The organism is Bradyrhizobium sp. R2.2-H, assembly GCF_004346455.1.
GTDB lineage: Bacteria > Pseudomonadota > Alphaproteobacteria > Rhizobiales > Xanthobacteraceae > Bradyrhizobium > Bradyrhizobium diversitatis.
Map to the genome: position 1 here is coordinate 143,921 of NZ_SMBR01000008.1, position 22,572 is coordinate 166,492.

General features: G+C 65.0%; 16 protein-coding genes. 6 read left to right on the plus strand and 10 right to left on the minus strand.

Translation table 11 applies throughout. The features are described from left to right. Positions 1 to 53 precede the first annotated feature (53 nt). The 3 genes from EDE08_RS21405 to EDE08_RS21415 form a co-directional block, all read right to left on the minus strand. The gene (locus EDE08_RS21405) at positions 54 to 1,040 is read right to left on the minus strand and encodes a glycosyltransferase (RefSeq protein WP_245524848.1); all 987 of its coding nucleotides are present in this window, start codon (positions 1,038 to 1,040) and stop codon (positions 54 to 56) included. Positions 1,041 to 1,748: 708 nt separating this feature from the next. Further along, the gene (locus EDE08_RS21410) at positions 1,749 to 3,008 is read right to left on the minus strand and encodes an MFS transporter (protein WP_165936079.1); all 1,260 of its coding nucleotides are present in this window, start codon (positions 3,006 to 3,008) and stop codon (positions 1,749 to 1,751) included. Between the two features lie 88 nt (positions 3,009 to 3,096). Then, positions 3,097 to 4,449 (minus strand): glycosyltransferase, encoded by a 1,353-nt coding sequence (locus EDE08_RS21415; protein WP_131870797.1) that lies wholly within the window; start codon positions 4,447 to 4,449, stop codon positions 3,097 to 3,099. 296 nt (positions 4,450 to 4,745) lie between these two features. Between EDE08_RS21415 and EDE08_RS21420 the strand changes: the two genes are divergently transcribed. After that, positions 4,746 to 5,366, plus strand: coding sequence for a DUF1127 domain-containing protein (locus tag EDE08_RS21420; RefSeq protein WP_131870798.1), 621 nt, complete (start codon positions 4,746 to 4,748; stop codon positions 5,364 to 5,366). 170 nt (positions 5,367 to 5,536) lie between these two features. After that, complete coding sequence (locus EDE08_RS21425; protein ID WP_131870799.1) at positions 5,537 to 6,775, plus strand: cytochrome P450; 1,239 nt, start codon at positions 5,537 to 5,539, stop codon at positions 6,773 to 6,775. A 185-nt stretch (positions 6,776 to 6,960) separates the two neighbouring features. Here EDE08_RS21425 and EDE08_RS21430 read toward each other — a convergent pair whose 3' ends face one another. The 6 genes from EDE08_RS21430 to EDE08_RS21460 all read right to left on the minus strand — a co-directional run bounded on the left by EDE08_RS21430 (position 6,961) and on the right by EDE08_RS21460 (position 15,101). Further along, complete coding sequence (locus EDE08_RS21430; protein WP_131870800.1) at positions 6,961 to 8,277, minus strand: ATP-binding protein; 1,317 nt, start codon at positions 8,275 to 8,277, stop codon at positions 6,961 to 6,963. After that, complete coding sequence (locus EDE08_RS21435; RefSeq protein WP_165936080.1) at positions 8,274 to 8,987, minus strand: response regulator; 714 nt, start codon at positions 8,985 to 8,987, stop codon at positions 8,274 to 8,276. Before EDE08_RS21435 ends, EDE08_RS21430 begins: the two co-directional genes overlap by 4 nt. Before the next feature lie 91 nt (positions 8,988 to 9,078). Then, positions 9,079 to 11,040 (minus strand): MacB family efflux pump subunit, encoded by a 1,962-nt coding sequence (locus EDE08_RS21440; RefSeq protein ID WP_131870802.1) that lies wholly within the window; start codon positions 11,038 to 11,040, stop codon positions 9,079 to 9,081. 1 nt (position 11,041) lies between these two features. After that, positions 11,042 to 12,274: an efflux RND transporter periplasmic adaptor subunit gene (locus tag EDE08_RS21445; RefSeq protein WP_131870803.1), complete on the minus strand. Its 1,233-nt coding sequence runs from the start codon at positions 12,272 to 12,274 to the stop codon at positions 11,042 to 11,044. Then, on the minus strand, positions 12,271 to 13,713 hold the full coding sequence (locus EDE08_RS21450) for an efflux transporter outer membrane subunit (protein WP_245524860.1): 1,443 nt from the start codon (positions 13,711 to 13,713) through the stop codon (positions 12,271 to 12,273). The genes EDE08_RS21445 and EDE08_RS21450 overlap by 4 nt, the downstream gene beginning before the upstream one ends. Before the next feature lie 1,019 nt (positions 13,714 to 14,732). Then, positions 14,733 to 15,101, minus strand: coding sequence for a hypothetical protein (locus tag EDE08_RS21460; RefSeq protein WP_131871018.1), 369 nt, complete (start codon positions 15,099 to 15,101; stop codon positions 14,733 to 14,735). Between the two features lie 293 nt (positions 15,102 to 15,394). Between EDE08_RS21460 and bamA the strand changes: the two genes are divergently transcribed. Next, positions 15,395 to 17,908 carry an outer membrane protein assembly factor BamA gene (gene bamA / locus EDE08_RS21465; RefSeq protein ID WP_131870804.1) on the plus strand — a complete coding sequence of 838 codons (2,514 nt, stop codon included), beginning with the start codon at positions 15,395 to 15,397 and terminating at the stop codon, positions 17,906 to 17,908. Positions 17,909 to 18,247: 339 nt separating this feature from the next. Here bamA and EDE08_RS21470 read toward each other — a convergent pair whose 3' ends face one another. Next, positions 18,248 to 19,186, minus strand: a complete 939-nt coding sequence (locus EDE08_RS21470; RefSeq protein ID WP_131870805.1) for a LysR family transcriptional regulator — start codon at positions 19,184 to 19,186, stop codon at positions 18,248 to 18,250. A gap of 210 nt (positions 19,187 to 19,396) precedes the next feature. On the opposite strand from EDE08_RS21470, the gene EDE08_RS21475 reads away from it, so the two are divergent. Genes EDE08_RS21475 through EDE08_RS21485 form a run of 3 tightly spaced genes read left to right on the plus strand, consistent with a single transcriptional unit; the run spans position 19,397 to position 22,551 of the window. Further along, the gene (locus EDE08_RS21475; protein ID WP_131870806.1) at positions 19,397 to 20,476 is read left to right on the plus strand and encodes an ABC transporter ATP-binding protein; all 1,080 of its coding nucleotides are present in this window, start codon (positions 19,397 to 19,399) and stop codon (positions 20,474 to 20,476) included. A 34-nt stretch (positions 20,477 to 20,510) separates the two neighbouring features. Continuing rightward, positions 20,511 to 21,227, plus strand: coding sequence for an HAD family hydrolase (locus tag EDE08_RS21480; protein ID WP_131870807.1), 717 nt, complete (start codon positions 20,511 to 20,513; stop codon positions 21,225 to 21,227). 16 nt (positions 21,228 to 21,243) lie between these two features. Continuing rightward, complete coding sequence (locus tag EDE08_RS21485) at positions 21,244 to 22,551, plus strand: NAD(P)/FAD-dependent oxidoreductase (RefSeq protein WP_165936081.1); 1,308 nt, start codon at positions 21,244 to 21,246, stop codon at positions 22,549 to 22,551. Positions 22,552 to 22,572: the final 21 nt, after the last annotated feature.

A 22,572-nucleotide genomic window follows, 5' to 3' on the forward strand; every position in this document is an offset into this window, starting at 1 on the left:
TCTCGTAAAGCATCTGCCGCCACGCAATAGGCGGGCGGCCGCATCGAGGTTCGTCAGGCGCGACGAGACGCCGTCGTTGCAGGGGACGGCCGTCTCATTCGGCGGCCGGCGGCGGCGATGGTCTCCATCTCGTCGACGAGGCAGGACCGATCGATATCGACCTTGATGGCCTCGCCGAGGAAGCGAGCCGTCGTCGTGAATTGCGGCTCGGTGATCAGCCGGTCCACTGCCGCGGCGATTTCCATCTCCGAGGCCGTTGGCGGCAATCGAAGCCCGGCGCCCCTGGCCTCGACCCGCGCCGCGTTCGCGGCCTGATCCCGCCCCATCGGAAGAACGAGCTGCGGCAAGCCGTTGAGGAGCGAACGGGTGACGGTTCCGTGGCCGCCTTGCGACACCACCGCAGAAACGTCTTTCATGATCAGGTCATGGGGAGCGCCGCTGATCAATTGCACATTCTGCGGAGCCCGCAGATCTGTAACCTTCAGATTGGGGCCAGTGGTCGTGATGGCATCGATCTCGAGCATGCCCATCGCGTTGACGACGCGTTGAAACAGATCGCGCTGGCCTTGAGCGCCGGTGCTGCAAGCGATCAAGACGCGGCGGCGCCTCGATCGCATGGACGGTGCTGGCCAGGTGGCGGCCTGCCGCGAATTGGGTTGCGTGGCCTTGGACCAGTTCGGCACGTCGAGCAGCGGCCCGACATAGCGAAAATTGTACGGCAGAGCATCAGCCTGAAAGTCGAACGCCCGACTGGTTGCGAGCAGAAGCCGGTCGGCCCGATCGAACAGGTGCATGACATCCGCGAGCGGGGCGAGTCCCAGATCGACGCGGGCCCGGTTGAGAAGAGGGAGAAACGAATTCAGCATCTGCGATACGGCGGCATTGGCCACGTCGACTTCGGCACGCTCTTGCGGAGTTTTCGGTTGGCCCAACCCGCTCGTGGCCGGCGGCATTCCCGGCAGGGTGCGCAGGCTGACATGGGGGGATAAAAGAGCGAGGGGCACATCCGATGCCTCCGCTCCGAGCGCGGCGCCGAACAATACGTCCAAGCTGAGAACCGCATCCGTCGGCCCGCGGCGAATTTCGTCCCGGATATCGGCCGCATAGGCCGAGCAGGGGTCGAATACGACGCGGCGTATCCATTGCGACATGTCCGAGAGATCTGTCGGATCGGCGGCCTCGTCCGTCGGGGCGCGGCGCCATGTCACGAATTCGAAGTCGGCGCTCTCGACTTCGGCACGCATTGCCGGATCCGCCATCACCCGGACATGATGACCATTCCGGCGCAATTTCCGTCCCGCAGTCAGGAGAGGAGAGAGGTTTCCCAATGTGCCCCACGATGCCAGCAGAAAATGGTATAACATTCCAGAAGCCTCATCAGGTCGCGAAACTCACTGACGCAATCGTTCCTTTCGCGACCGGAGCAGGCGATGGGACAATTGCGTGACCGCGGGTGTAGCCGCGCTGGCCGCGCCGACGATGGGGCAATGCTGCTACTGAATGATGTCTGGTCGAGACGAAATGGTTACCTCTGTAAAAATGGCATGCGCGATCATGTGCAGCGTTCACGGCGGCCATCGCTTCGGCGATCGCTGTCACAGTTTCGTGCGAATTAATTGATCCGCATGGCTGCTCCTGCAAGGGAAACCAGGACATTGAACGCGGCGAAGACTGATGTTTTTCGCGCGGGCGCAAGCGGCCAGTCACGGGCCGCCGCCTTTTGGGCATGATCAGCAGCCGCCGGATGATCAGCTCGCGGTCGATTTCGGCATCGAGCCGGCGCCCATCAGCCGCTCGATCGTCTGAGATTGCAAACGACGGTCGGCGGGACGCGCGACCAGGAAATACAGGACGAGCGCGAGGAGCGCTGACGCAGCCATGACCGCCGTCGTCGAGAGCGCGGTCCGGCCGTCGAAGCAAGCCGCCGCCAGTCCGCTCGATATGGCACCGGCGATTAGCTGGATGCTTCCGGCAGCAGCGCTGACGGCGCCGGCGATGTCGGGAAAGTGCTGCATCGTCGCGCTCACCACGTTCGGCACGCTGAGTCCGAAGCCGAGCGCGACCGCCATCAGCAGCGCGGCGACAGGCACCGTGGGCATCCAGCCGGCCAATGTCATCGCGAGCAGGGCGACGCTGGCCACTGACGACAGCGTCAGCCCGGCGGCGAGCATGCATGCCGAAGATATCCCGCGCCGGCCGAGCTGTCCGTCGAGGAAGGCGCCGCCCATGACGGAAGCCGAGCAGGCGCTGAAGATCAGGCCGTATTGCTCGGGCGAAAGCCCGACGGCCCCGACGAAGAAGAGCGAGGCGCCGGTGACGTAGGCAAACACCGTCGCGCCGCCCGCCGCACCGACCAGGATGTAGGGAAGAGAAACTGGATGCGTCAGGACGCGGCGATAGCTGTCAATTACGGCCGCGGGCACCAGGCGGGCGGATGGAGCGATGGTCGCACTTTCGGCGAAACGAAACATCACGACCACCAGCAGCGCCAGTCCCATCGCAGCCTGGGTCGCATAGATCGATTGCCAGCCGGCAGCCGCCAGCAGGGCAGCCCCCGCGGTGGGCGAGATCACGGTGGCAACATTGACTGCGACCATGACGTTGGCGATCTTGCCTCGTGCCGCGGTGCCGTCGAAGAGGTCGCGTATGATGGCAAAGGTGGTGGCGGTTGCGGCCGCGCCGATGCCTTGAATGAAACGGCACACCAGCAGAACCGGTAGCGAGGAAGCAAGCGCGCAGCCGAAACTGGCGGCGACGAACAGCGCGAGGCCGAATGCCAGGATCGGCTTGCGGCCAAGGCGGTCGGAGGCGGGTCCATAGATCAGCGGCGCTGTTGCGAGGCTGAGCATGAAGGCACTCGTCGTCAACCCGACGTCCGACGCGCTCACGCCAAATGTGGAGCCGGTGGCCGCCAGTGCCGGAAGATTGATGTCGATGCCGGAATATGGCACTGCCGCCAGCAGCCCGAGCAGCACCATGAAGGCGAAGGATTCAGGCTTGATGCGCATGAACGAACATCCGATGGCTTCCGACGGACACTGATGGAACGACGGAGGACGGTCGCACCGCCCTCCATGGCTCGGTTCGGCAAACTGATCATCCGCGCCGCCCGGCGCGCCGACCCCGACTTGGCATGGTCGCGCGGAGGCGTGACAGCTTGGCTTCGTCGGCAACGAGTTCGCCGATGATCCGGAGAATCTTCTTCCGTGTATCGATCCCTGCGAACTCGTCCGCGATCTGTAACGCGCGCAATCGATAGCGCGGCTGGTCGAGCACCGTCCGCACCGCCTCGCGCAACGCTTCCGGCGTCGGCTCATTGGTCGCAAGGTCGATGCCGACGCCGGACCACGCGACCCGTGCGTTGACGTCGGCCTTGTCTTCGGTCAGTCCCGCGGTAACCAGGGGAATGCCGAAGCTCATGGCCTGGTTGACGCTGCCATAGCCGCCGTTGGTGACGAGCACGTCGACCTTCGGCAACAGCCATTCGAACGGCAAATAGCTGGCGACGCGGGCGTTCGACGGCACCTCGCCGGGAATGGCGTCGACTGGACGACCGCCTGCCGTCGCGATCACCAGGATGTCGGGCTCGTTGGCGAGCGCCGCCAGCGTCGGGGCGACCAGCAGATTGAGGTTGTGATTGGCCACCGTGCCCTGCGTCACGAGCACGACCTTGCGCGAGTCGTCGAGGTCCTCGGCCCAGGGCGGCGGCGAGACCTGGTTGGCAATGATCGGAGGCGTGCCGACGAAATTCACCGAAGACGGCATGTCGCGCGGAAATTCGAAACTGGGCACCGACAATTGCAGATAAGAATCTGCGAGAGCGACCACGGAATGGAATAGCGGCATCGCTACCGGACCGACCCCGAGGCCCTTCAAGGCGCGGTTCAGGCGCAGCAATACGGGCTGATCGACCGTCGCGTCATAGTCCCGCGCCAGGGCCGCATACCGATCGCGGTCCTCGTCGGTCCTTGCCGGCGGCAAGCCGAGAAAATTGGGTGCGCCGTCCTCGCGCGCCCAATGCAGGATCGAGGTGCCGCAGAGCGCGACGGGAGGCCGATGCGATCGCGGTCCGAGCAGGATCGGCAGGATGCCGAAAAACATGTCGTCAGCGACAATGATGTCCGCCGGGAACTGCCGCAACGCCTCCAGCAGCCCCTGGTGCTGGGCCGGAATGGCGTCGACGAAGATGCGCTCGCAAACAACACGAAGCCACTCCAGCCCCGGGGGAATGATCTTGAGCTCGGGGACCAACGAGAAGACGTCGTTCGGATCGAAGTCCGCGCCCGCGGGAAGAGGAAAGAACCTGATGCCGTTGGCTTCGACGCGGGCACGAAAGGCGGTGCCTGTCACAAGGGCAATCTCGTGGCCTTCGGCAGCCAGGATCTGCGTGATCGCCAGCAGTGGGTTGAGATGGCCCGTCGCAGGCGTCGAAGCGATAAGAATCTTCATGGGAGCTGACCTCTTGATGGATCGGTGCACGGTCGCAACAGGGCGGCCGAGCGATTGCGCAGAGCGAGTTGACGGGATCGCCGTTACACCAGTGCTTCCGCCGGCCATCGAATGGTTACATCGGAAACGCAACGTGGCGTGACCAAGGCTGGCGTCGCCGCGTCTTCCGGCACCGTAGATCCGTGCTGAACGCGGCCGGCGGATTGCAACCGTAGCCTTTTTGCCGATGACGGTGATCTCGGTGTAACGGCCGGCCTGCACATAGGCTCCCACGAACAATGCGTGGGAGATCTACGATGAAGTCGCATTCTCGCAGTATGGTCCGGCTTGCCCGCCCGGTTGACGGGGAGCTCAATGGTCAAGATTTGGCCGTATGGCGCGATGACCGTGGTACGGCCGGTCTCGGTGCTGGCCGTAACGGGAGGCAGGACCTCGCGGACACTGGTTCGCATCCGGCGCCGGCTGAAGCCGCGCCGGACCGGGACGTCGGCATGTTATGGTCGGTGATCTCTTCCTTCATGGAAGGGTTTGCGCTCTACGGTGCCGCGTTGCATCCGGCCGCGGCCATGCCGGCTCACACGATACTGGCGGCACGAAAAGACTGGCCGACGAACCGGGAGACCGGTGAACCGGCAGAGCCGATGCGCAGCGGCGGTCGCGATGGCGCCGAGCGCAACAGCAGCGCCGTCAAATGCGGCGGCGTGCCGCCGCGCGCCGCGCAACCCGCGCGACGTTGGAATTGGCTGCGTTCGGCCGGTGAGATGCTGACGGTCTTGCGGTTGCATTTTCGCCGAGAGCGGGAGATCAGAAGGGCTGTTGCTGCTCTGATGGAACTCGACGACCGGACGTTGCGCGATCTTGGAATCCACGGCCGTTCGGAGATCGAGTGGGCGGTGCGGGGCTTCCATGATTGCTGAGGCGGGCGATCTTGCCATCGCCGGACCGAGCCTGCGCCGCGCCGCGCTGACGGGCCGGCGACCGCGCGGCCGCCCGTTACGATTGCAACGAAGTTCGACCGTCCGGCAATCGAGACGTAACGCGCCAGGCCTAGGGAGGAGAAATCGCAGTCAAGGACAAGAGAATCCCAATGGCAGAAATTGTCGGCGCCGACGATCGGACAGCTCTCGCCGCTGTTGAGGACCTGCCGGTTCTCAGTGCGGCAGACCTCGACGCGGATCCTCACGGAATGTTCCGCAAGTATCGTGCCGCCTATCCCTTTGTCAGGCATGAGACGGGAGGTTACCTCGTGCTCCGCCATGCCGACATTGAGCGGCTCGGCAATGATGTCCGTATAGCCGCATCCGAAACCGCCCACCCGGAATTGTTCGGTGTCACGGAGGGAGCGCTGTTCGACCTCTTCGCGCACGGAATGCTCACCGCGAACGGTGCCGTTCATCGCCGCCGGCGCTCACCGTTCTCCAGAAGCTTTGCGGCCCGTATGATGGCCGATCTGCGGCCGCACATACGACGCTCCTCGGAGCAGCTGATTGAGAGCTGGTATGCCGATGGTCAGGTCGAATTTGTCGGTCGGTTCGCAGCTCAGCTTCCCGCCCAGGTCATTGGCGATCTTCTCGGCCTGCCGCGAGCCGATATCCCATCCTTTACAGAACTCGTCTACGCGGTGACTCGATTCCTCAGCGCCAGCATATTGCCGGACGAAATCCCCGAATCGGAGGTAGCCTGCCAACAGTTGCGCGCCTACGTGGAGAAGACGATCGAAGACCGGCGACGCGCCCCTCGGGACGATTTCCTCTCGGATTTCCTTGGGAAGGCCGACGCAGCAGGTGAGTTGTCACCTCTCGAGATCATATTCCAGATCGTGCAGTTGATCGTCGGCGGCACCGACACGACTCGCGTCGCCATCGTCATGCAATTGGCGCTTCTGCTCCAGCACCGTGAGCAATGGGAGGCGGTATGCCGCGATCCCTCGTTGATTCCGGGCGCGGTTGCGGAGGCGATGCGATTCGAGCCGAGCGTGGCGTCGTTCATCAGGGTGACGGCCGAAGACATCGAGGTTGGCGGCGCTGTGCTCCCGGCCCGGCAACTCGTCATCTTGTCGACCATGTCCGCCGCGCGTGACGAAGAGGCCTATGAACGGCCCGATGTGTTCGACATCCGTCGAACCGACCAACCACGGTTGCTGCCCGCCTTCGGGGCCGGTGCCCATCGTTGTATCGGTGAAGCGCTGGCGCGGATCGAACTCGAGGAGAGCCTGGCGGCGCTCGCGGCCCGCATTCCTCAGCTCCGATTGGATGAAGCGCCGGGGATCAAGGGGCACAGCGGCATCCGTCGCCTCGACACCATGCGAATATCCTGGCGGCCGTGACACCGGACGAGACCCGCACGGCGAACGGCCTGCCTCCCGGAAGCACGGGAGAGCTCTCTGATGCGGCGCGACAGATGAGGGCGGTCGGCCGTGGAGGGCAGGGGCAAGTCAAGTGATGAATGTCTACAGGAGTAAGGGCCTGGCACCGTCCGCCCTTGCTTCCGGAACGATGCGGATCGGCAGCTTCAGGCGTGGCTACGGTCTGCATTGGAAAGCAGCAGGCGAACGCGAAGGCCCCTCGGTTCATTGTCGAGCAGCAGGAGCCTTCCGTCATGCGCAGTCACGATCGCCTGCGTGATCGAGAGGCCGAGGCCAAATCCCGCCGTTTCGTCCATGGTGCGGGCTTCTTCTCCTCGCACGAAGGGTTCCAGCATCGCCGCCTTCCTCTCGTCGGGTATTCCAGGGCCGTCGTCGACAACGTCGATAATGATCTGGTTGCCGGAGATCAGGAGCTCGACGCGGACTTCGGTTCCGAAGCGTGTGGCGTTTTCGACCAGGTTCGTGACCGCGCGGATGATCTCGTCCGGCCGGACGATGAATGCGGCTCTGTCGGGACCAAGATAGTGCACCGCGTAGCCGCTATCGGAGAACTGGTCGCAAACCATCTGGAGCAGCGCGGCAACGTCGACCAGTGTCGGTCGGGCGGCGCTTTCACTGCGCAGCAGCGACAGCACCGACTCCAGCATCGACTGCATCTGATCGAGGTCGCGTACGGTCTGGGTGCGCTGTGCCGGATCCTCGATGTATTCCGAGCGTAGCCGCAGGCGCGTGATCGGGGTCCGCAGGTCGTGGCTGATGGCGGCCAGCATTCGAGTTCTATCGTTCATCAGTGCGGTGACGCGTTCGCGCATCCGGTTGAGCGCTCTCGCCGCGGATCTGATTTCCTCCGGGCCGTTTTCAGGCAACGGCTCGGACGAGCGATTCAAGCTGAAGTCCTCCGCTGCGCGCGCGAAGGCCGACAGGGGCGAACTGAGCGCGCGGCCGGCCCAGACGCCGAGCAGCGTCACGCTTGCCACCAGGAACAGGAGCGTGCTCGTCCAGAGGCCGCTCACGAAGGCAGGCATCTTGAATGTCCCGATCGTCGCCTCGAGCACGTCGCCGTTTGCCAGATAGAACCAGAGGCGATTGTCTTCCGGTGTGGGGCCGCGAATGAGATCGACCGGGCCTTCAATACTCGAAGGGGTGGCCATGCGCGTCCGCTCCGGCAATGGAGTGGTGGAGGCGGAAACATCCTTTCTCAACTGCAGCTTCAGCGCCGGAAAGGTACGGCTGACGTTCTCGAGAACGACATCTCGCTCTTCCTGCGGCGTATTGACGATGATCCTCACAACCAGCTCGAACTGCTCCAAGGGGCTGTCCGTCAGAACGTTCGGCCGGTTGAGCAGAAAATATCCGGCAATCAGCAAATGGATCAGGATCAGTGATCCCAGAACCAGGGCCGCGATCTGGCCGCTGATTCGCCTGAAGCTGAACAGCGCGACGATGTCGGCGGCGCGTCTCATGCTTCCTCCACCACCGGCGTGAAGATGTAGCCGCCGGTGCGGACAGTCTTGATCACGGACGTGTCCTGGGTGCGATCGAGCTTGCGGCGCAACCGGCTGACCAGCACGTCGATGCTGCGGCCGAAGCTGCCGCCGGGCCGGCCGCGCGTCACGCTCAGGAGATTGTCGCGGGTGAGGATGCGTCCGGCCCGTTCGCAGAAAGCCTGAAGCAGATCGAACTCGGCGCTGGTCAGCGGCACCTGCGCGCCCTCGGGGTCGCGCAACTCCCGCAAACGAAGATCGATGATCCAGCCCAGGAATTTCAGGCGTGTCGCCGCGCCGCCGGCGGCACGGCCGCTCGCCTGGCGCCGCAGCACAGCGTTGATCCTGGCGAGAAGCTCGCGCGGGTTGAACGGCTTCGGCAGATAGTCGTCGGCCCCCATCTCGAGACCGAGAATGCGGTCGAGATCCTCGCCCTTCGCGGTGAGGATGATGATCGGCGTCATGGATTTCATGCGCACGCGCCGGCAGAGGCTCAAACCGTCCTCGCCCGGCAGCATCAGGTCGAGCACGATCAGGTCCACCCGGTTCTGCGAGAGATGCCGGTCCATCTCCCTGCCGTTCGTGACCAGGTGGACCTCGAACGAATGCTCCCGCAGATAGCGCGCGATGAGGTCGCGGGTCTGCCGGTCATCCTCGACGATCAGGATGTTCTGGGTGCCGTTGGTCATGCTTGAGATCGCATCGGGGCTGCCGATCGTTGATCGATTTGCGGACGATTGTCTCGCCCGAAGAACTCCGGTCATGTCTGCAATCCTACGGTCAGTCACGGCTCAACGCCACCACGGGATCTAGGAAGGCGGCGCGGCGGGCGGGGAAGAACCCGAAGGCTACCCCGATCCCGGTCGAGGTCAGGAATGCCGCGCCGATCGAGAACAGCGAATAGCTGACCTGGAATCCGGGCATCGCCATGTTGACCAGCGTCCCGAGCAGGATCGCGACGAGGATACCGGCGATGCCGCCGATGGACGAGATCAAGGTCGCCTCCACCAGGAACTGCTGGAGGATGTCGCTGCGTCTGGCGCCGACCGCCATGCGCACGCCGATCTCGTTGATTCGCTCGGAGACGGATACCAGCATGATGTTCATCACGCCGATGCCGCCGACGACCAGCGAGATCACCGCGATCGCCGCCACGAGGAACGCCAGGGTCTGCGTCGTGCTGGTGATGGTGCGGCGGATGTCGTCGGTATTGTGGATGACGAAATCCTTGACGTTGTGCCGCTGCGTCAGCAGCGTGGTGACCGCGTCCTGGGCCAGCGTGGTCGAAATCTCGTCGCTGATCCGGAGCAGGATGCTGCGAAGCGAGCGGTCGCCCGTGAACTGCGCCTGCACCGTGGTGTAGGGAAGATAGACCGAAAGGTTCTGGTTCGAGCCGAAGCCGCCCTGCTGCTGGGCGATGACGCCGACGATGCGACAGGGCACCTTGCCGAGCCAGATGACGCGGCCGATCCCCGAGGTCTGGTCGTCGGCGAAGAAGGTCTTGCGGGTGTTGTCGTCGATGACGGCTTGCCGCTCGATGTTGCGCACGGCGTCGGAGTCGAACAGGCGGCCTATCGCCAGCTTGGCGCCCTTGACCTGGAAATAGCTCTCGCCGACGCCGTTGACCAGCACGTTCGATTCGTTGCCGCGGTAGCGCACCGTCGTGCTGGTCGAGACCGTCGGTGTGACTCCGGCAATGAAGCTCTGCTGGCCGAGCGCGCGGGCATCACCGAGGACGAGCGTCTTGATCTTGCCGGCGCGCGCGTCGCCAAAATCCTTGCCCGGAAACACCTCGATCGTGTTGGTGCCGAGACTCGAAATGTCCGACAGTACTTTGCGCTGTGAGGCGTTGCCGAGCGCAACAACGGAGGACACTGCTGCGATGCCGATGATGATTCCGAGCATGGTCAGAAAGGCGCGGAGCCGGTGCGCGGCCATCGCCACCAGCGCCATCCGCGTGGCTTCCCGCAGGCGCCGCAGCGCGCCGGGCCAGCCGGCGCCGCTGCCCAATGCGGCCCGAGCCGCCGCAACAGGCGGCGCCGATGCGCCTGCGGTCTCGGTGCGGCGATCGGAAACGATCCCGCCGTCGCGCAGCTCGATGATGCGCTCGGCCCGCGCGGCGACGTCGGCATCGTGGGTAACGATGATGATCGTCCGTCCCTCGCCGTGCAGCTCCTTCAGGATCTTCAGGACTTCCTCGCCGCTGCGCCGGTCGAGCGCGCCGGTCGGCTCGTCCGCCAGGATGACTTCGGCGCCGTTGATCAGCGCCCGTGCGATCGAGACGCGCTGCTGCTGGCCGCCCGACAGCTGGTTCGGGCGATGGCCGCGCCGGTCGTCCACGCCAAGCCTTGCGAGCAGCTGCTCTGCGCGCGTGCGGCGCTCCCGGGCCTTCATCCCGGCATAGATCGCCGGGATCTCGACGTTCTCGGCGGCGGAGAGGTCGCCGAGCAAATGATAGCGCTGGAAGATGAAGCCGAAATGCTCGCGCCGCAGCGCCGCCAGCTCGTCTGCGTCGAGTTCGGAGGCGTTCTTGCCGGCGACACGATATGTGCCGGAGGTCGGGCGATCGAGGCAGCCAAGAATGTTGAGCAGCGTCGATTTGCCGGATCCGGACGAGCCGATGATCGCCACCATCTCGCCAGGCTGGATACTCAGCGACAGATCGTCGAGCGCAACCACGCGCGTGTCACCGGCCGCAAATTCCCGCCTGACGTTCTCGAGGGCGATGATCGGATCGGCCATCTCAGGGACCTCCCGGCGGGCCGCCGGGCATGCTGCGCGATGCGGTCTGCTCGCTGGCTTCTCCGGTGACGACCCGGTCGCCCTCGTCGAGGCCGGACCTGATCTCGACCGTGGTGCGGTCATTGAGGCCGGTCTTGACCTCGCGCTCGCGCACGTCACCCGACGCATCGAGGGTGCGGACGGTGCTGCGGCCGTCGGATTTCCGCATCAGCGCGAGCGCGGGGATGACCTTCACGCGCTTGGCCTCACCGGTGATGATGTGCACCTCGGCGGTCATGTAGGTCCGCAGCGAAAGGTCCTTGTTGGGGACGTTGAAGACGCCGATGTAGTAGATGGCGGTGCTGGTGGAGCTCGACGAACTCGAGCTCGTGCTCGAACTCGACGTGGTGGTCGAGGAGAAGCTGGCGTCGCTCTTGATCGATTCGGGCGCCGGCTCGATCTGCTCCAGCCTGGCCTCGTAGCGATGGTCCTGGTCGCCGAGGATGGTGAAATACAGCGCCTGGCCCGGCTTGACCTTGACGATGTCGGCCTCGGAGATCTCCGCCCGCACCGTCATGGTCTCGAGCTGGCCGAGCACGACGATGGTCGGGGCGGACTGTACCGCGTTGACCGTCTGTCCCTCCTGCACCACGGTGGCGAGCACCGTGCCGTCGATGGGCGCGGTGATCCTGGTGTAGTCGAGGTTGACCCGCGCCGTCTCGACGCTGGCTTCGGCTCCCACGATCAGAGCTTCGAGCGCGGCAATCTGGGCGCGGGTCTGCCGCACCGTCGAATCCGCGCTGTCGAAATCGCTGCGCGAGGTGGCACGCTGCGCCAGTGTCGCCTGCTGCCGTGCGAGGTTGGCTTCCGCCAGCATCAACGCGGCTTCCTTTTCGAGTTTCTGAGCGCGGTAGTTCTTGAGCGAAGCTTCCGAACTGCGCAGATCGTTTTGCTTGGTGACGGGGTCGATCTGGGCGATGACGTCGCCGGCCTTGACCGTGTCGCCGACGCGGACATTGAGGGCGGTGATCCGGCCCGACACCTGCGCGCCGACGGCAGTCAGGCGTGCCGGCTTGAGCGTGCCGCTGGCGAGCACCTCCTCGCGCAGATCGCTGACGGTGACCGGCGCGGTGATATAGGACTGTGCCTTGCTCGACGTCGCCGGAAAGCGCATGGCGGCCACCACCCCGGTTGCCACGACGGCAACCACCGCGGCGGCAATCTTCACGCGCTTGGCGGTGATGATATCAGTCACTTCACCGTCTCCCGGAAGTGTGGTCCTGTATTGGTGTCCACGATGATCGGCGTCGATGTGTCGACCGGATCGGACCAGCCGCCACCAAGCGCCTTCGCGAGCGAAATGTAATCCTTGGCCGCGGACACCTTGCTCTGGATCAGCGAATCCTCAGCCGAGTAGAGCGAGCGTTCGGCGTCCAGCACGTCGATGAAGCTGGCGCTGCCGGTCTCGAACAGCGACCGCGACAGCCGGGCGGCCTCGCGATAGTTCTTCGCTGCCTCGGCCAGCTTGACCCCGCGGACGCGCTCCTGCGAAATCGACACCAGCGCGTTCTCGACGTCTTCAAGGGCGGTGAGCAGGGTCGAATGGAACGTCGCGAACGCCTGGTCGCGTTGCGCCTCGGCGATCTTGACGGTCGCCAGGCGCTTGCCCGCGTCGAACACCGGCACCGTGACCGAGGGGCCCACCGACCAGCTCACGTTGGAATATTTTGCGAGATCGCCGGCGCGCAGCGCGGAGGTGCCGACCGAGCCGGTCAGCGACACCGCAGGATAGCGGTCGGCCTCGGCCGCGCCGATCTTGGCGGTTGCCTGGGCGAGCTTGCGCTCGGCGCTGGCGACGTCGGGGCGACTCATGAGGAGATCGGCCGGCAGGCCCGTCGGCAGCGGCATGCGCGGTGCAGGCACGGGCGCGGACCGTGCCATCAGCGAAGCGACGCCGTCGGGCGGTCGTCCGAGCAGGATGCCGAGCCGGTGAATGTCGGCCGCGAGCGCCGCCTGATAGGTCGGAACGTTCGCCTCCGTGCTCGCCGCTTGTGCGGTCGCCTTGGCGAGATCGACGGCGTTGCCGCTGCCGGCCTCGTATTTGCTGCGGGTGAGCTTTTCGGTGTCGCGCTGCGAGACCGATGTTCGCTGCGCCAGCGCGATCCGCGCCTGGTAGCCGCGCGCCTCCACGTAATAGGCGGCAACGTCGCCGATCAGCGTGACGAGGCTGTCGCGCAGATCCTCCTCGGCCGATTGCTGCCCACGCACCGCTGCCTCGATGCTCCGTTGCGTGCCGCCGAACAGGTCGAGTTCCCAGCTCGAATCGAAGCTCGGCTGGTGCAGCGTGTAGGGTGCCGTGTCGACGACGGCCGAGGCGGAGCTCGCGCTGGTCTTGTTGTTGGTCACCGAGGCCGAGCCGCTGACGGAGGGAAACAGGCCGGCGTCGGTCTGTTGCACCGTTGCGCGCGCCTCGCGCACGACCGCCTTGGCCTTGGCGACATCGGGGTTGGCATCGACCGCCTGTTCGATCAGCCGGTTGAGCAGGGGGTCGCGCAGCCGCTGCCACCAGCGATCCAGCGTGCCGGCTTGTCGCCGGGACGTGGGTCGCGCGTTCCAGTGCGACGGCATGTCCAGCCCGGGCGGCCCGGCATAATCCGGCCCGACGGCGCAGCCAACCAATGTGGCACCCAGCATCAGCGCGACGCAGGCCGATCCGGCGCGCGACAGGCCGGCGCGCAGTGGGGACGGCGTCGGGTGATGGTTCTCCTCTGCGGATGGCGTGATAACTGCGACGAACAAGTGTGACGGCATCAAATCGGCTGAGATCCATGGGCCTTGCCGCGGGACGTGCGGTGCCCATGGCCTTCGGAAGGGTACGACGAACAGGGCCCACTAGCCGGGCGATCGTGGCCTTTCGGCAGCCGGAATGTTGCTGGATGTAAACAGATGTTGCGAGGCATCTCGGGCCCGCCGCACGGTGCCTGCCAGGCCGGACGTCGACCCTGTTTTGCCGCTGCGTCAAGCCCTCGTTGCGAAAATATTCCACTTTACCGAAATTCGGAAATAGCGTATGTGTCGCCCATCCCGGCTCATCCTTGAGGGGCGATCGTGAGGTCGTCATTGTCGCGAGCCGGGCTTGCGGTGGACGCGGCAGCGTCGGGCGCGAAAGGTGCGGGCAGGGAGGGTAGTCCCCGGTGAGCTCGTGGCCGCGCGCGGACGAACGGCGCTGTCAGGCTTCGTCTCGTCTGTAAGTTTCCGGCTTCGTCGACGGGGCCCGGGAAAACTGCGGCGAAATGGCGGGCCGTGCGTACGGCAAAACCGTGTGGTCCTGGCCGTCGTTGCTACGGTCAAGTTCTTGCGGATGCGGCAGTCGCGTCAACCGGCGCGGAGGTCGGTGAATTTCGCGAGGGCGAGGGAGGCCAGAACGAACTCGGCTCCCGGGAGAGCGCGGCATAAGCCGTCCGACCATCGCGCAGGGAAGGCCGAGTGATTGGCACCACCTGTATGCTGCTGTGCGGTCTCTTTGCGCTCCATTTTCGCGCAGCGGACCGCGGGTGCGAGGTCAGCACCCGGTCTTCCCTGTGCCCTCTTGGCTCGAGAGGGTGAGCGACGAAGCAGAACTCGGGCGAATTCGGCCGCGAGAACGCGAAGATGTGTCTGGTCAGTACGAGTTGAGAAGCGTTGCGCCGGGTCGGGGACAGAAAGGAGCCCACTCACCAGGAGATCGGGATTCGCTGCGCAAATCCACCCAGGTCCGAATCTGGGCTCAGAGGCTGACGGTCGAGCGGCCGGTTGTTGTTCTCGCGTGCGAACGACGTGCCGGGCGGCAAGGCGTAGTCGGTGAACTTGCGATCGCCGGGAAGCACTTCGGTCCCGCCATCCAGCCACGACCGCTTGCTTACATAGATGCGCGTATGCGGACCGGACTGGTAGGACCGATTGGGCCCGTGCGGACCATACTCATAGACCACATCATGCGTCGCTTGCTGTCGATCGCGCTTGCGCGTGGCTGCGGCATGAGCGGTGAGGGTCGAGGTGAGGAGGACGACCAGCACCGTTCTGGTCATGACAAGCGCGTTCATCGGCAAATGCCCCGTGCGAATTCCTGATGCCGTCGCCTCTCGCACCGACTTCAGAGGCTGTAAAGAATTCAGGCGTTGCGGGATGTTGCTGCGCGCTTGCCTGGTCGGCCCGTACCAGACCGTCCGCATGTCGGCCGCTGGCCGCGGAGGGCTCGCGCCGTCGTCAGGCCGCCGTATTCGCGCGGCCGACCCGCCAATCAATTTCAACGTCCGGAAACAGTACAGCAATCTCAAAGCCACATCGCGGCCACAGCCGTTTCGTTTCAGAGCAGGAGGTGCTCTTGAGGTGTGGAATGTCGGTGTTGCGGGGCTTGCTGATCGCGGTGGCGATGGGTGGTGTATCGATTGCGAGTTCAATTCCCGTCGTACTGATGCCGCAGCCGGCGGCCGCGCAGGGCGTGGAGACCATCGTGGTCGAAGGCAATCGCCGCGTGGAGGCCGAGACGGTCCGCTCGTATTTCAGACCCGGCCCCGGCGGGCGCCTCGATCAATCCGCCCTCGATGACGGCCTCAAGGCCTTGATCGGGACGGGCCTGTTCCAGGACGTGAAGATCAGTCAGTCCGGCGGCCGCCTCGTGGTGTCGGTGGTGGAAAATGCCGTGATCGGACGCATTGCGTTCGAGGGCAACAAGAAGATCAAGGACGAGCAACTCTCGGCCGAGATCCAGTCCAAGCCGCGCGGGACCTTCTCGCGGGCGCTGGTCCAATCCGACACGCTGCGCATCGCCGAGATCTATCGGCGCTCGGGCCGCTATGACGTGCGCGTCACGCCCGAGATCATCGATCAGCCGAGCAATCGCGTCGATCTCATCTTCACGATCGAGGAGGGCGCCAAGACTCCGGTCAAGTCCGTCGAGTTGATCGGCAACAGCGCCTTCTCGGCCTCGCGACTGCGCGATATCATCAAGACGCATGAAAGCAATCTGCTCAGCTTTCTCGGCAGCAACGACATCTATGATCCGGATCGCGTCGAGGCCGATCGCGACCTGATTCGTCGCTTCTATCTCAAGAACGGCTTCGCCGACGTCCAGGTCGTCGCCGCGCTCACCGAATACGATCCGGAGAAGAAGGGCTTTCTCGTCACCTTCAAGATCGAAGAAGGGCAACAATACCGGGTCGGATCGGTGAGTTTCCGCTCCAGCATTCCCAATTTCGACGCAAATTCGCTGCGGGTCTATTCGCGCGTCCATGTCGGTTCGCTCTACAACGTCGAATCGGTCGAGAAATCGACCGAAGACATGCAGATCGAGGCCTCGCGCCGCGGCTACGCCTTTGCCCTGGTCCGTCCCGCCGGCGACCGCAGTTTCGAGGCGCACACCGTCTCAGTCGTGTTCAATATCGACGAAGGTCCGCGAACCTATATCGAGCGCATCAACCTACGCGGCAACACCCGCACGCGCGACTACGTGATCCGCCGCGAGTTCGACATCTCGGAGGGGGACGCCTACAACCGCGCGCTGGTCGACCGTGCCGAACGCCGGCTGAAGAACCTAGATTACTTCAAGAGCGTCAAGATCGTCACCGAGCCGGGCTCCTCCAGCGATCGCGTGGTGCTGGTCGTCGACATGGAAGAGAAATCGACCGGCGACTTCTCGATCTCCGGCGGCTACTCCACCACCGACGGCGCGCTGGCCGAGGTGTCGGTCTCCGAGCGTAACCTGCTCGGTCGCGGTCTCTACGGCAAGGTCTCGGTCAGCTACGGTCAATATTCCCGCGGAATATCGCTGTCCTTCGTCGAGCCTTATCTGCTCGACTACCGGCTGGCTCTCGGATTTGACACCTACTGGCGCCAGCAATTGTCGAACAGCTACACGAGCTACGGCGTGACGACGCTGGGCTTTTCTCCACGCCTGGGCTTTGCCTTGCGCGAGGACCTCTCACTCCAGCTCCGCTATTCGCTCTACCAGCAGAGCATCACGCTCGCCAGCGCTTACAACAACTGCAACAACAACGCATCGAACACGTCGCTCGCCTTCAATCCGACGCCGGCCTACATCAGGAGCGTTCTGGGCGGCGTGGATCCGACCAATTCCACGGATTCGGGCGTTTACGGATACGGCTGCTATGGCGACGGCGAGTCGAGCCTGCCGGTCCGGCGGGAGCTGGCGAATGGCGCGACCTGGACGTCGGCGCTCGGCTACACGCTGAACTACAACACGCTCGACAACACGAAGAACCCCACCGACGGCTTGCTGGTCGATTTCAAGCAGGATTTTGCGGGTGTCGGCGGTGACGTCACCTACCTGAAGACGGCGTTGGACACCAAGTACTACACGGCGCTCGTGTCCGACATCGTCAGCGTGATCCATCTCCAGGGCGGTATCCTCAGCAAGCTCGGCAACCAGGACCTGCGCATGCTGGATCACTTCCAGATGGGACCGAACCTCGTGCGCGGCTTCGCGTCCAACGGCATCGGTCCGCGCGACATCACCTATTGGAGCCTGGGCGGGAGCGGCGATGCGCTCGGCGGCACGAAATACTGGGGCGCGTCGATGGAGTTGCAGATGCCGTTCTGGTTCCTGCCCAAGGAAGTCGGCCTGAAGGGCGCGGTCTACGCCGATGCCGGATCGCTCTGGGGCTACCAGGGGCCGACCTCATGGTCGGCCACGGGCGAAGTCAACACCAGAGCCTGCCCGACCTGCGGGCTGCAATACGACGACGGCAATCTGGTGCGTTCGTCCGTCGGCGTCGGCCTGATCTGGGCCTCGCCGTTCGGGCCGCTGCGCTTCGACTACGCCGTGCCGCTGACGAAGGGCAAATACGACACGGTTCAGGAGTTCAGGTTTGGAGGCGGCACTTCGTTCTAGTTGGGCGCTGTGGCCTTGCCGTGTGGGGCGCCGGATGGTCGCGATCGGCGGCGCCGGAGGCACCGGCAGGCGGTCCTCGCGCAGCCTCATACCGTGCTGGCGGCCCTCAGTTCATCATCGCGGGCGCCGGACGCCGATTTTCACTGGACTCGCTGATGCCAGGAAGATCGATGGCCTCGCCGGCGATCAAGCAAGGCTTTGTGGGGCTTCGATCATTTGCCGTGCTCCACCCGCACCTCTCGGAGCGTCAGGTCAATGCCGGACTCCGTCCGGTTCGGCCTGCGACGCGAGGACTAAAACCAGAGCCTGTCGAGCGGCAGTACGATCCGCGCGATCGCATCAATAGCACGCAGCCATCGCGCAGAGCTTCGGATAAAGCCGATCGATCGCGGCGATCTCGCTTTTCATCTGCGCGGTGATCCAGTCGCGGATCTCGGCGGCGATCGGGCGCATCGGCCGGTTGCGCGGCGGCAGGAATTCGCAGATGCGGCGCGTGGTGGTAAGTGTGTCGGAGGCCGGCACCAGCGCGCCGGTGAGCAGCCAATGCGAGGTGACAGTCAGCCAGCCGAGCGCAATGCCCTGGCCGAGCAGCGCAGCCTGCACCACGACGGCATAGTCGGTGAAGCTCAGCGCTTTGGCCGCGCCGCGCCGCCCGGTGAGCAGCGAGGCGTAATCCGCGGCCCAGTCGCCCGGCGTCTCGGCGAGACGAATGATGGTGTTGCCTTCCGTTGGATCGGTCTCGCCGAGATAGCCGGGGCTGCACATGGGCAGCATGACTTCCTTCATCACCAAGGTGCCGCCGGATGACGGCTCGTCGCGATCGCGGAAGCGCATGCCGAGATCGACGTTCTCCACCGGTCCGCGTAGCGCACCAGAGATGAGCTGGAAGCGCAGATCGACTTGCGGAAACTGCTTCTGCAGCTTGTCGATGCGCGGCATCAGCCAGTGTGTGGTGAAGGCGGAAGAGACCGACAGCGTCACCGTCTCGGTGCCCTTGCGGCGCCGCTCGATCTCGACGAGCCCGCTCTCGATGCTGCGAAAGCCCTCGAGCACGCGGCGATAGAGCAGCTCGCCCTCTTCGGTGAGCACCGCGCGTCCCGCTGTGCGGTCGAACAGGCGCACGCCGAGATGCTCCTCGAGCTGACCGAGCATCCTGCTCACCGCGGGCTGCGTGACGTTCAACTCGGCGGCCGCCGCGGTGAAACTGCCATTGCGCGCCGCTGCGTCGAAGACGAACAGGGCGTTACTGGACGGCAGCATCCGGCGCAACTCAGGCATAACTTCATGTTATGAGGCCCGTAACAATTTGGCAATTGCCGGGTTTTGCCAAGTCTGTTGTCATTGGCATCACAGCCTAAAGACAGGGCTCGCGAGAGAAGGATAGGTGCACTGCACGCTTCAGCCGTGAGTGCTCAGAAACCCTGTCTATAAAGCAGGCTTATGGCGCGCAGTGAGGCACGCCATTGCAGGGATGGGTGAGGTCGGTCGTTGGACAAGCGAGCGGAAAGCGTCGAGATCAGGTCCGCGAGTAAGGCGTATGGCGCCGTTCGCGCCCTGGACGATGTGTCCCTCGATGTCGGCGCCGGAGAGTTCGTCTCGCTGCTCGGTCCCTCAGGTTCCGGCAAGACCACGCTGCTCGGCATTCTCGGCGGCTTCATCCTGCCATCGTCGGGCTCGATCCATTTCGGCGGCCGCGACGTCACCTACATGCCACCGCACAAGCGCGACATCGGGGTCGTGTTCCAGAACTACGCGCTGTTCCCGCATATGAGCGTCGGCGAGAACGTCGCCTTTCCGTTGCGCGCGCGGCGGCTGCCCAAAGCGACCTGGCCGGAGAGGGTGCGTGCGTCGCTCGCGATGGTGGGGCTCGCCGGCTATGAGGATCGCGGCATCGCGCAGCTCTCGGGTGGCCAGCGCCAGCGCGTGGCCCTGGCCCGCGCGATGATCTTCGAGCCGCGCCTGATCCTGATGGACGAGCCGCTTTCCGCGCTCGACAAGCAGCTGCGCGAATCCATGCAGATCGAGTTGCGGGCGCTGCACAAGCGCATCGGTGCCACCATCATCTACGTCACGCATGACCAGCGCGAGGCGCTGACCATGAGCGATCGCGTGGCCGTGATGAAGGACGGCCGGCTGATCCAGATCGACACACCCGAGCGGCTGCACGACCATCCCGCCGACTCCTTCGTGGCCAGCTTCATCGGCGAGGCGACCATGCTCGCGGTCCGCCGCGTCGACACCTCCAATGTCGCACTCGGCAATGTGTTGCTGCGCAGTGCGCGCGCCCTTCCCGATGGCGACGCCCTGATGCTGGCGGTGCACAGCGAAAAGCTGCTGATCGACGACGGCGCGCAGGATCCCGCCTGCAACCGGCTGACCGGGACGGTCACCGACATCGTCTATCAGGGCGAGAGCCTGCGCATCTTCCTGGCGCTGGAAGGCGGCATCGAGCTCAGCCTGCGCCAGCCGGCCTATCACCAGGCCTACAGCCGGATTCCGCCGCTCGGCGGCAGCCTCACCGTCACCCTCCACCCCGAAGACACCATCGTCGTGCCCCGGGTGGACTGAACCCACGCCCGCTCAACCGAGAGAAGAAACGACCATGTCCAGCCCAGCCGCATTCAGCCATTTCAAGGTCCTCACCTTCGACGTCGTCGGCACCTTGATCGATTTCGAGAGTGGCGTCCTCGCCGCGGTGCGCCGGATTTCGGGCAAGACCCCGGCCGAGCTCAGCGACGACCGGATCTTCGAGCCCTACAAGCGCGGCCGCGACAAGCACTATGGGCGCTCGAGCGAGGCGATGTTCCACGTCTATCGTCATCTCGCCCAAGAGCTGGATCTGCCGGCCGATGATGCCGCCTGCGATGCGTTCCAGCTCTCGGTGTTGCGATGGGGCCCCTTCGCCGATTCCGTCGAGGCCCTGCAGCGCCTGCGCACCAAATTCCGCCTGGTCGCGATGACCAACGCCGACCGCGTCGCGCTGTCCGCCTACGCCCATGCACTCGGCGATCCCTTCGACGACACCGTATGCGCCGACGATACCGGTGTCGCCAAGCCCAGCCCCGAGTTCTTCGCCTACAACAAGGGGCGGCAGTCCACCTTCGGCTACAAGCAGTCCGACATATTGCACGTCGCGCAGAGCCAGTATCACGACATCGGAATCGCCCGGAAGCTCGGCTACAAGGTGTGCTGGATCGAGCGCCGCCAGGGCATCGCCGGTTTCGGCGGCACGCCGGCCGTGGAGACGTTGACCCAGCCGGACTTCCATTTCCCGACCCTGAAGGCGCTGGCCGATGCGGCCATCGGGCCGGCGGTGTAAGGACGTGAGCGCGGGCATGACAGGGGAGTGGAGCGCGCTGCCATCGGCCAACTCGCTGTGGGCTGCCACGGCGGAGCCGGCGCGCGACTTTCCGGTGCTCGCGGGCGAGCATCAGGCGGACGTGGTGATCATCGGTGCGGGCTATACCGGCCTGTCCGCTGCTCACCACATCGCCCAAAGCGGCCTGTCACCGGTCGTGCTGGAAGCCAACCGTCCCGGCTGGGGCGCGAGCGGGCGCAACGGCGGGGTGATCACCGCGAAATTCCGGCTATCGTTCCGGCAGATCGACGCCGTGCATGGCCGCGACATGGCGCGGCGCATGTACGAGATCGCGCATGAATCGACCGACATCGTCGAGGAGCTCGTCTCCGAATTCGGCATCACCAGCGCGAACCTGACACGCACCGGCCAGGTCAAGGCCGCGCACAACGAGACGACGCTGCGGGCCGCGATCGACGAGGCCAACTGGATGACGCGCGAGATGGGCTCGGCCAAGGTCCGCATCCTCGACAGGGGCGGCGTGCGCGAAGAGACAGGCTCCGACGTCTTCGTCGGCGGCGTGCTCAACCCAGGCTCGGGCGGCATTCATCCGCTGAACTATCTGCGCGGCCTCGCCGACGGCCTGGCGCGCAGCGGCGTTCCGATCTTTCAGGGATCGCCGGTGATGAAGCTCCGGCGGGACACCGACGGCATCGTCGCCGAGACGCCGCGAGGCGCCGTGCGGGCCAGGCAGGCGATCATCGCCACCAACAGCTATTCCGACCTCACCGGTGCGACGGCGCATCTGCAGCGCACGCTGATCCCGTTCCGCAGCGCCATCGTTGCGACCGACGAGCTGCCGCGTAACCTCGCCGGAAAGTTGATGCCGACGGGCCGCACCTACACCGAGACCAAGCGCATGATGCGCTGGTTCCGCATGGTCGACAACCGCGTGATCTTCGGCGGCCGCGGCGCCTTCGGCAAGCAGGACTCGCAAGCCGCATTCGACGCGCTGCGCAAGGCCATGGTCGGCATCTTCCCCGATCTCGCCGACGTTCCGCTCGCCTACACATGGTCCGGACTCGTCGGCATGACGCTGGATTCGGTGCCGCATATCGGCCGGCTCGACGACCGCACGCTGTTCTCGGTCGGCTACAACGGCGCCGGCGTCGCGATGTCGAGCCTGATGGGCCGCTATCTCGCCGCCCTCGTGCGCGGCGAGACGCCCGAGCTGGCGCTGCTCGATGCGCGGCGCATGAAAGCGATCCCGTTCTATCCGCTGCGCGAGCCAGCCGTCCGCATGGTCGCCGGCTGGTATCAGTTTCTCGACGCGATCGGTCAGTGACGTTTTTTTGACGATGGAGGA